This window comes from Candidatus Symbiothrix dinenymphae, assembly GCF_001431085.1.
The window spans coordinates 1-600 of record NZ_BBRU01000243.1 but is presented as its reverse complement, the minus strand read 5'-3'; the positions used below and the strand labels follow the sequence as shown (position 1 = coordinate 600).

Annotated in this window: 1 pseudogene; it reads right to left on the bottom strand. The window is 51.2% G+C overall.

Going from position 1 to position 600, the window contains the following annotated elements:
• Nucleotides 1–600 (bottom strand): annotated as a pseudogene (gene rpoB / locus ASC50_RS03320) (DNA-directed RNA polymerase subunit beta); the annotation flags it as partial.

Genomic DNA, 600 nt, shown 5'->3' with positions numbered 1-600 from the left:
CAAATCGTAACGTTTTTCGGAGAAAAACAAGTTCTGAATCACTTCACGCGCACTGGCATCATCGGCAGGGTCGGCACTGCGGAGTTGGCGATAGATATACACCACAGCATCGCGCTCCGAGTTGCTCGGGTCTTTCTGCAAGGTGTTGTAGATAATCGCGAAATCCGACATATTCATATCTTCGCGGTGCAGCAAAACCGTTTGCGCACCGGATTCGAGAATAGCACGGAGATGTCCATCTTCGATAAGTGTTTCGCGGTCAACAAGCACCTCATTGCGCTCGATGGAAACCACCTCGCCGGTGTCTTCGTCCACAAAATCCTCCACCCAAGTGCGTAGCACCCGAGCCGCCAATCGGCGCCCGACGATGCTTCTGATGTTGGATTTGTCCACTGCCACCTCGTCTGCCAAGTTGAAAATCTCCAAAATATCCTTGTCACTTTCAAAGCCGATGGCTCTCAAAAGTGTTGTGACCGGCAATTTCTTTTTGCGGTCGATGTAGGCATACATGACATTGTTGATGTCGGTCGCAAACTCAATCCACGACCCACGAAACGGGATGATGCGCGCCGAATAGAGCTTGGTACCGTTGGTGTGCAT